General features: G+C 46.7%; 6 protein-coding genes. 1 reads left to right on the top strand and 5 read right to left on the bottom strand.

The window, feature by feature from the left end; all coding sequences use genetic code 11:
• Positions 1 to 742: 742 nt before the first annotated feature.
• Complete coding sequence (locus tag E5331_RS13545; RefSeq protein ID WP_123481491.1) at positions 743 to 2,338, top strand: dipeptidase; 1,596 nt, start codon at positions 743 to 745, stop codon at positions 2,336 to 2,338.
• A 276-nt stretch (positions 2,339 to 2,614) separates the two neighbouring features.
• On the opposite strand, the gene E5331_RS13540 is transcribed toward E5331_RS13545, so the two are convergent.
• The 5 genes from E5331_RS13540 to serS form a co-directional block, all read right to left on the bottom strand.
• Positions 2,615 to 3,868 carry a peptidase U32 family protein gene (locus E5331_RS13540; protein ID WP_123481492.1) on the bottom strand — a complete coding sequence of 418 codons (1,254 nt, stop codon included), beginning with the start codon at positions 3,866 to 3,868 and terminating at the stop codon, positions 2,615 to 2,617.
• The gene (gene ubiE / locus E5331_RS13535; RefSeq protein ID WP_275441217.1) at positions 3,865 to 4,662 is read right to left on the bottom strand and encodes a bifunctional demethylmenaquinone methyltransferase/2-methoxy-6-polyprenyl-1,4-benzoquinol methylase UbiE; all 798 of its coding nucleotides are present in this window, start codon (positions 4,660 to 4,662) and stop codon (positions 3,865 to 3,867) included. Before ubiE ends, E5331_RS13540 begins: the two co-directional genes overlap by 4 nt.
• Before the next feature lie 203 nt (positions 4,663 to 4,865).
• Positions 4,866 to 5,993 carry an N-acetyltransferase gene (locus E5331_RS13530; protein ID WP_275441216.1) on the bottom strand — a complete coding sequence of 376 codons (1,128 nt, stop codon included), beginning with the start codon at positions 5,991 to 5,993 and terminating at the stop codon, positions 4,866 to 4,868.
• A 35-nt stretch (positions 5,994 to 6,028) separates the two neighbouring features.
• Positions 6,029 to 6,811 (bottom strand): protein kinase domain-containing protein, encoded by a 783-nt coding sequence (locus E5331_RS13525; protein WP_123481493.1) that lies wholly within the window; start codon positions 6,809 to 6,811, stop codon positions 6,029 to 6,031.
• Between the two features lie 64 nt (positions 6,812 to 6,875).
• Positions 6,876 to 8,147: a serine--tRNA ligase gene (serS, locus tag E5331_RS13520; RefSeq protein WP_123481494.1), complete on the bottom strand. Its 1,272-nt coding sequence runs from the start codon at positions 8,145 to 8,147 to the stop codon at positions 6,876 to 6,878.
• Positions 8,148 to 8,151 lie beyond the last annotated feature (4 nt).

The raw sequence follows: 8,151 nt of genomic DNA, 5'->3' as shown, positions 1-8,151 counted from the left end.
AAGCCTGCCGCTAGCGTTCATCCTGAGCCAGGATCAAACTCTCCGTTGTTTGTATCATAGTTTCCTATTTTACAGTCTTGGTGGCTGCCTTTCGGCTGCCTGTTTGTCTTGACCGGACATTCCTGCTATATCGGTTTACCTGTGACTTGATTGACGGGAGACTTCATTGTCTCCTTGTCTCTGTCTGTATGGCCCGGAACGTGTCAACGTCCCGGTCATTGTCCTGTGGCATTGTTGTCAATGTTCTCCTGTCGCTCTTAAGAAGTCGCCGTGGCTCCGTTCCCGATTGCGGATGCAAAATTACAACCCTTTCCGGCGTTTTGCAAATAATTTTATGTTATAGAGCATATTTTTCTAAAACAGGCATTATAACTTGTTGTATTAAAATAAAATCAACAAATGTTAATTTCTATTTCGTTTTGTTAATAAGAAAACTTTCGACTCGGTATTTGCGTTATAATAAAACCGTATTGTCGCAAAAAAGAGACCTCTTGGACTTATTGGACTTCTTGGATTTTTTTGATTCTTTGGACTACTTGGATTTTGGACTAATGACTTCTTTTTGACTATTATTTTTTGGAAATTGGATTTATTCGATGATATTTGGAATTATTTTTACAAATTAATTCTGTAAACATCGTATATTCATAATATTTTTTATAATTTTGACATTGGAGTTTGGTTAGCTTCAAAAATAATTCTTCTAATCTTAAATCTTTTAATCTTTCCATATTATTTCATCATGAAGAAATTGTTTTCATTATCCTTAATATTGCTCAGTGCATTTGGAGCAATGTCGCAAAGCCCGAGTGATGCTTGCACGAGTATCATGGTAGGGAAGAAAGCATCTACCGACGGTTCGGTAATGACAAGTCATACGTGTGACTCGTGGTACCGCACTTGGATGCAGATGACAAAACCGCAAGATTATCCCAACGATACTATAATGAGTATCTACGACGGCAGGATGCATACGGAATATGCCTCAAGCAAAGACGGCATGAAGGAGAAAGGGACTATCCCCCAGGTCCGTCACACGTTCAAATTCCTGGATACCGCCTATCCGTGCCTTAATGAGAAGCAACTTGCCATCGGAGAAACCACCTATACCGGACGCGACACGATGCAGAACAAGAAAGGCATGTTTATGATCGAGGAGCTTGAGCGCGTCGTGCTCGAACGCTGCTCTACCGCCCGCGATGCAATCACTCTCATGGGTAAACTTATAAAGGAGTATGGCTATGGCGACAGTGGAGAGTGCCTTACGATAGCCGATCCGAAAGAGGTATGGATTTTCGAGGTACAGGGTGAAGGTCCCGACAAAATCGGAGGTGTATGGGCAGCCGTGCGTATTCCCGATGACCATATTGCAGTATCGGCAAACGTAAGCCGCATCGGAAAGCTGAATCTTAAAGATAAGGATAACTACATGGCTTCTGACAACGTAAAAGACGTGGCTAAGAAGATGGGACTCTGGGATGGCAAAGAGGAGTTCTCCTTCTGGAAGGCATACAGCGGCGGCAACTACATGAAAGAGCCTAAGAACTACAGCGTGCGCGAGCTATATATAATGAATGAACTTGCACCCAATGCCGGCTTTAACGACAGCATGGAGGAGCTGCCCCTAAGCGTGAAACCGGAGAAGCAAGTCAGCGTAAAGGATGTGGCACGTCTGTTAGGTTCCTATTATGAAGGGACGCCACAGGCACTCTGTGACCGTCTGAAAGTAAAGAATCCAGCTAAGAAAGCGGATTCTGCCGCTGACGTGCCCGATTCCATCGTCAGTAATTTTGCCAATCCGTGGATGCGTCCGGATGAAATCGCTGTATATGAAGCTATGGGCGACAGCGCGATGCACAATATCCGCACCGTCAGCGTGTCGTGGTGTGCATATTCCACTATCATCCAATGTCGCGATTGGCTGCCTGACGGTGTAGGCGGAGTGGCATGGGTATGCCTTGATAATCCGGGACAATCACCGCGTTTCCCGATTTTCGCCGGATCTACCGACGTGCCTGAACTTCTGAAGATATGCGGGCAGCACCGCGAACGCGATGACGCAGCTCTATGGCGTTACCGCAAGCCAAACCGTCTCGCCACAATCAGATGGGGACAAAGCCGCAAGTTTACCGAACCGGCACGCGATTATTTCCTGACAAAAGGCGAACGTGAACTCCCTATGGTGGAGACTCTTTACCAGCAATATCTCTCAGAGGGGAACGAAGAGGGAGCCGCCAATCTGCTGACCGATTATCAGAAAGACTTCTTCGGAGCCACAATCAACCGCTGGGACGAGCTTGGCAATCGCCTATGGAAGCAGCACTGGGCAGGATTCTGACAAACATAAAATACAATTAAACAGCAATCTATTGTAAATTACTGAAGTTTCGCACGCTGCACTTCAGTGGTTTAAAGTTTATAGTTTAAGGTTTAAGAAAATCCACGAATCTTTTCATTATACAAAATTTAATGATCATAAACCATAAACATTAAACCTTAAACCATTTAAGTGAAGCAAGTTGGAAAACTTGCGAAACTTAAATAAATTAGCTATAAAATATATAAGCATGGATTCCAATGGAATCCATGCTTATATATTTTATTAAACACTGACTTAGCGGCGTATATCCTCAGTAGCACTCCATCGGTAAAGGCGATCGGAGGAACGAACCTTATCAGGCACCGGCATTGAGAAGCGATCACCTTTCACCACCTCATCCACAGGCTTCAGATCCACTCTCAATTCCTCCACCTTAAATATAAGAGCACCCGTGGTCGGACCGGTTATCACCACCTCATCCCCCACACGCAGTGTGCCGGCTTCCTGCTGGAACTCCCCTATCCCGATTTTAGGGAAATAACGCATAGCCTTGGCGGCATATACCTTCGTGCGTGTTGCCGACGAACCATATTTCGCGCTCCATTCCCCAAGGCGTTGCCCAAGATAATATCCGTTCCAGAATCCGCGGTTGAATATCTTTTCAAGACGGGCATCCCATCCGGCAACCTTCTCTTGGGAGAAAGTGCCGTCGCACACTGCCTCCAGCGCCTCTGAATAGCACTGCACAGCCTCATGCACGTATTCCGGACCACGCGCACGTCCCTCAATCTTAAACACTCTCACACCTGCTTCCACCATACGGTCGAGGAAATGAATCGTCTTCAAATCCTTAGGCGACATGATGAATTTATTGTCAACCACGAGCTCCTCATCCGTCTCTCTGTCGCGCACAGTGTATGACCGACGGCATATCTGATTGCATGCCCCACGGTTAGCACTTGAATTCATCTCATGAAGACTCATATAGCACTTACCGCTCACCGCCATACATAATGCTCCATGACAGAACATCTCAAGCCTTATAGGTTTTCCTGCGGGTCCGGTAAGATTCTCTGTCTCAATAGTCTTATGTATCGCAGCCACCTGATTAAGATTCAATTCTCGTGCAAGCACCATTACGTCGGCAAACCGGCTATAAAATTTCACAGCCTCAATATTAGTCACATTCACCTGAGTGGATATATGCACCTCCTGCCCTATCTCACGCGCATAAAGAATAGCCGCCATGTCGGAAGCGATAATCGCCGACACTCCTGCCTCCTTTGCCGAATCGATGATAGAACGCATCAGCTCAAGATCAGAATCATATACAATGGTATTCACCGTAAGATATGACTTAACTCCTCTTGCAGTGCATTCCCTCACGATAGTTCTCATATCCTCAGTCGAGAAATTCGAACTTGAACGAGAACGCATATTCAATCCCTCAATACCGAAATACACGGCATCGGTGCCGGCATCAAACGCGGCAGCCAACGATTCCCAGCTCCCTACAGGAGCCATTATCTCAAAATCCTTTCTATTCATTTTGCTATATAATACGTCACCGCCCCAAAAGTAAGCGATTTCCACTTCACGTCCTTAAATCCAGCCATCTTCATCAGAGCAGCCATTGCCTCACGTTGAGGAGCGGCGGCGATACTCTCAGGCAGATAGGTATAGGCACGGCTATCGCCACTCACCCTCCTGCCTACTGCCGGAATCAGATGACGTGAATAAAGGTCGTAGCCCATACGGGTCAGTTTCCCCTGCGGCACCGACAATTCAATGACACACAACACTCCCCCTTCACGCAGCACCCGTCTCATCTCCTTCAGACCGAGATCAAGATTCTCGAAATTACGGACCCCGTATGCCACAGTTATCATATCAAACTCTCCATCATGAAATGGCAAGGCAAGACAATCCGCTTTTCCGAAGACCAGCTGCTTTCGCTCATTCTCCGGAAGTGCGGCGAGTTTCTTACGTGCCACGTCAAGCATACCGGCAGACAGGTCGATACCGGTGATATTGGCTCTCGGCATCACCTTATGCAGACGGAAAGCCACATCACCTGTGCCGGTAGCTACATCCAGCACATTCACCGACGCCCATTGGGAGTCGACCGACGCCTTCTTGCTGTCGAGCAGCACACTGACCGCAGCGACAAGAGCCTTATCGCGCCAATGCCGATGGAGCCCGAAAGTCATGGCAGTGTTCATGAAATCGTAGGCTGGAGCTATCGAATCAAACATCTCCTCCACCTGCTCCCCTTTCGCGCTTCCTTCGCAATAAGGATTCACATTCTCCACCTTTTTCTTATCATTTTCATTCATATTCATATCATGAACACAATTGATTATCAAAACATTAAACTAAAACCGGATAAATCAGCAGTCCGACTTATCCGGCATTCGGCAACAGGGATGTTATCGGATTATTTATCAAAGAAATATGAAAGTCCGAGATTCCCCTGAATTGTGTTATAATCACCTGAAGTACTTAGATAACTTCCATTTACGGATACTTCACGTCAGCAATGCCATCACAACTTCTTATAGAAGGAGCGGCGACGACGGTGTTGACGGTTGCTGAAATAATCCCACTGACCCTGCACCTTTGCATTGGTCTCCAACTCAGGATTCGACTCAGCATATTTGAACCCATACTTATTGTAGTAAGGTATAAGGTCTTGAAAAAGGAGCGCATTGACTCCCTTATTCTGATATTCCGGCTTAACAGCCACGAGCAATAGGTCAACCCTATCATTCTTACCTTTCAATCCCTTCAGCAGATGCCACCATCCCAAAGGCAACATCCTTCCTTTACTTTTCTGAAGAGCCCGGCTCATCGAAGGCATTGAGATACCGACGCCGACAAGCTGATCCTCCTTATCCACGATAAGCGTCACCAGATCAAGATTCAGCAGCCCGAGATATATGTTGATGTAATAATCAATCTGCCGCTCCGTGAGATGAGAATATTCATACAGACCATCGTAGGCATCGTTGATCAGATGGAACAATGCCCTTCCATACTCCGTCTTTATACGTTTACGATTAGTATATTTAAGCACCCTAAGTCCAAACTTCTTCTTTACGATCTCAGCTATACGATTATGCTTATCAGGTATGGACTCCGGCACTTCCATCAGATATTCCACCCAATCCGATTCCTTCTTATACCCTAATCTCTCCAGATGAGCGGGATAATAGCTATAATTATATATGGTCGCCATCGTCGACAATTCCTGAAAACCCTCCACGAGCATACCCTCATGATCAAGGTCGGTGAAGCCCAACGGACCGATTATCCTATTCATGCCCTTCTCACGAGCCCAATTTTCCACAGCAACCAAGAGTGCTTCCGACACTTCAGGATCATCGATAAAATCAATAAAACCGAAACGTGCGTTCTTACGATTATTCCTCTCGTTCACCTGCCTGTTGATTATACCGGCGATACGCCCCACAGGCTTGCCATCTCTATACGCCATGAAATAGGCGGCATCGCAAAATTCAAATGCAGGATTGACATCAGGAGAAAGAGTAGCCACATCATCACTGATAAGTGGCGGCACATAATATGGATTCCCATCATAAAGGTCAATCTGAAACTTCGTAAATTTCTTAAGATTACCCTTCGTGGGTTCTATTTTTCTGATCTCTATCATTAAGTTGTCGGTTTTCTTTTCAATCCTATCCTCCATCATCCCTTAGTGGTCAGCCACGCCAGAATCACACCCATAATCACAATGAACACACACAGGAATATATAAATCTGAGCAGAACTTCTCCTCTCCATAGCCAGCTGAAGGTCGCTCACCGTGCGGTACGGATGATTCGGGTTAACACATTTCCCGGCTATCTTTCTCAATTTCGGAAGAGAGGTCGGGAGATGATCAAGCACCTCGTTTATCACCTTTCCATAGCTCTCTATATCAGCACGCGTGTCTTGCTCCGACAGGCTGTCCGTCTGATCATATCCCACATTCGCGAGCTTAAGATTCTCATTATATTCCGTAAACAGAATTGAATCAGGCGTTATAGGACGATGCTGCACATGGTTTTCCTGAATATATTCCATGGCATCGAGCAACTGAGTCTGCAAACGATGTATAATCTTGGGAGTCAACCGCTTCTCATCAATAAGCCGACGTAATGAATACCCGTAGGCATCATCCGTTATGATAGCCTTACCCACACCGGGAACCACTTCAAGGTCATTGACCATCACAATGTTGGGATGACAGAGATTATACCTTATGTCAAACTCCTTCTCAAGCATGGCCTGATATTCCGGTTTGTCGGCATATTCCTTTTTCAATGCCTTAAGCATCACCCATTTGCCATGCTTCTTAACTGTATACACGTCGTAATACTTCTCCTCCCATTCCGGGAGCAGGTAAAGGTCAGACCATTTTCCGGTAGGATCTTCTATCGGAATATTCTTCTCTCCTTTACTGATATAACTCAGTCCGCTGGTTGCCACGTCTATTCAATTATTAGTTACCGCAAGCCGCACTCCCGAAAGATTGTGCGGCTTGCGGAATATATTAATTAATTATATCAAATCCGGTGTATTTACGCAGGCATTCCGGCACTACGATACCTTCCGGAGTCTGGTTGTTCTCAAGGAGTGCTGCCACGATTCGCGGAAGGGCGAGAGCCGAACCGTTGAGAGTATGACACAACTTGATCTTCTTATCCTCATCACGATAACGGCATTTCAACCTATTCGCCTGATACGTCTCGAAGTTAGATACCGACGACACCTCAAGCCAACGCTCCTGTGCCGCACTCCACACCTCAAAGTCGAAAGTGATGGCGGAAGTGAACGACATGTCGCCACCACAAAGACGGAGTATATGCCACGGCAGACCCAACTTTTCAAGCAGACCCTGCACGTGATCCTTCATCTCCTCAAGAGCAGCGTATGAATTTTCAGGCTTCTCAATACGCACGATCTCCACCTTGTCAAACTGATGGAGTCTGTTGAGACCTCTAACGTCCTTACCATAGCTGCCTGCCTCACGACGCCAGCAGGGTGAATATGCACAATTCTTCTTGGGAAGTTCGCTACCCGGTATTATCACATCGCGGTATATGTTGGTGACAGGCACCTCTGCAGTAGGAATAAGATAAAGGTCGTCTACAGTGACGTGATACATCTGTCCCTCCTTATCGGGAAGCTGTCCTGTGCCATAACCGGAAGCAGCATTCACCACAAACGGCGGCTCCACCTCGATATAACCGGCTTTCCAAGCCTCATCAAGGAAGAATTGTATCAAGGCTCTCTGCAAACGTGCACCCTTGCCTACATAGAACGGGAAGCCGGCGCCGGTCACTTTCACACCCAGTTCAAAGTCAATGATATTGTATTTCTTCGCGAGCTCCCAATGGGGAAGAGCGTCGGGACCGAGATCAGGTATCTGACCGCCCTCCTTCTCCACCACATTCTCAGCCGCAGTCAACCCCTCCGGCACATCGGCACAAGGGAGGTTAGGCACGGTAAGAAGCAGGTTGAGCATCTTCTTCTCGCAATCCTCAAGACAATCCTGAAGCCCCTTCGACTCCCCCTTTATAGCAGCCACGCGCGCCTTTGCCTCCTCTGCCTTATCTTTATCGCCGCTTTTCATGAGTGCGCCGATAGAGGCAGCGAGTTTTTTAAGCTCAGAAGCATCATTGTCACATTTCTGCTGAAGGCGACGACGCTCAGCATCAATCTCAAGAATCTCAGTAATGACGGCTTTACCGTCGAATCCCTTTACTGCAAGGCGTTTCACCACGAAATCCGGATCAGCCTTTATAGTCTGTAATGTCAGCATTCCT

The sequence above is a fragment of the Lepagella muris genome (genome assembly GCF_004793975.1).
Taxonomy (GTDB): domain Bacteria; phylum Bacteroidota; class Bacteroidia; order Bacteroidales; family Muribaculaceae; genus Lepagella; species Lepagella muris.
Note: the sequence above shows the minus strand (reverse complement) of the source record. Positions and strands in the feature narration are given on the sequence as shown.

Excerpts from the sequence above, each read along its gene's own strand:
- E5331_RS13540 (WP_123481492.1), bottom strand. The coding sequence starts at position 3,868 with ATGAATAGAAAGGATTTTGAGATAATGGCTCCTGTAGGGAGCTGGGAA.
- serS (WP_123481494.1), bottom strand. The coding sequence starts at position 8,147 with ATGCTGACATTACAGACTATAAAGGCTGATCCGGATTTCGTGGTGAAA.
- ubiE (WP_275441217.1), bottom strand. The coding sequence starts at position 4,662 with ATGAATATGAATGAAAATGATAAGAAAAAGGTGGAGAATGTGAATCCT.
- E5331_RS13530 (WP_275441216.1), bottom strand. The coding sequence starts at position 5,993 with ATGATAGAGATCAGAAAAATAGAACCCACGAAGGGTAATCTTAAGAAA.
- E5331_RS13545 (WP_123481491.1), top strand. The coding sequence starts at position 743 with ATGAAGAAATTGTTTTCATTATCCTTAATATTGCTCAGTGCATTTGGA.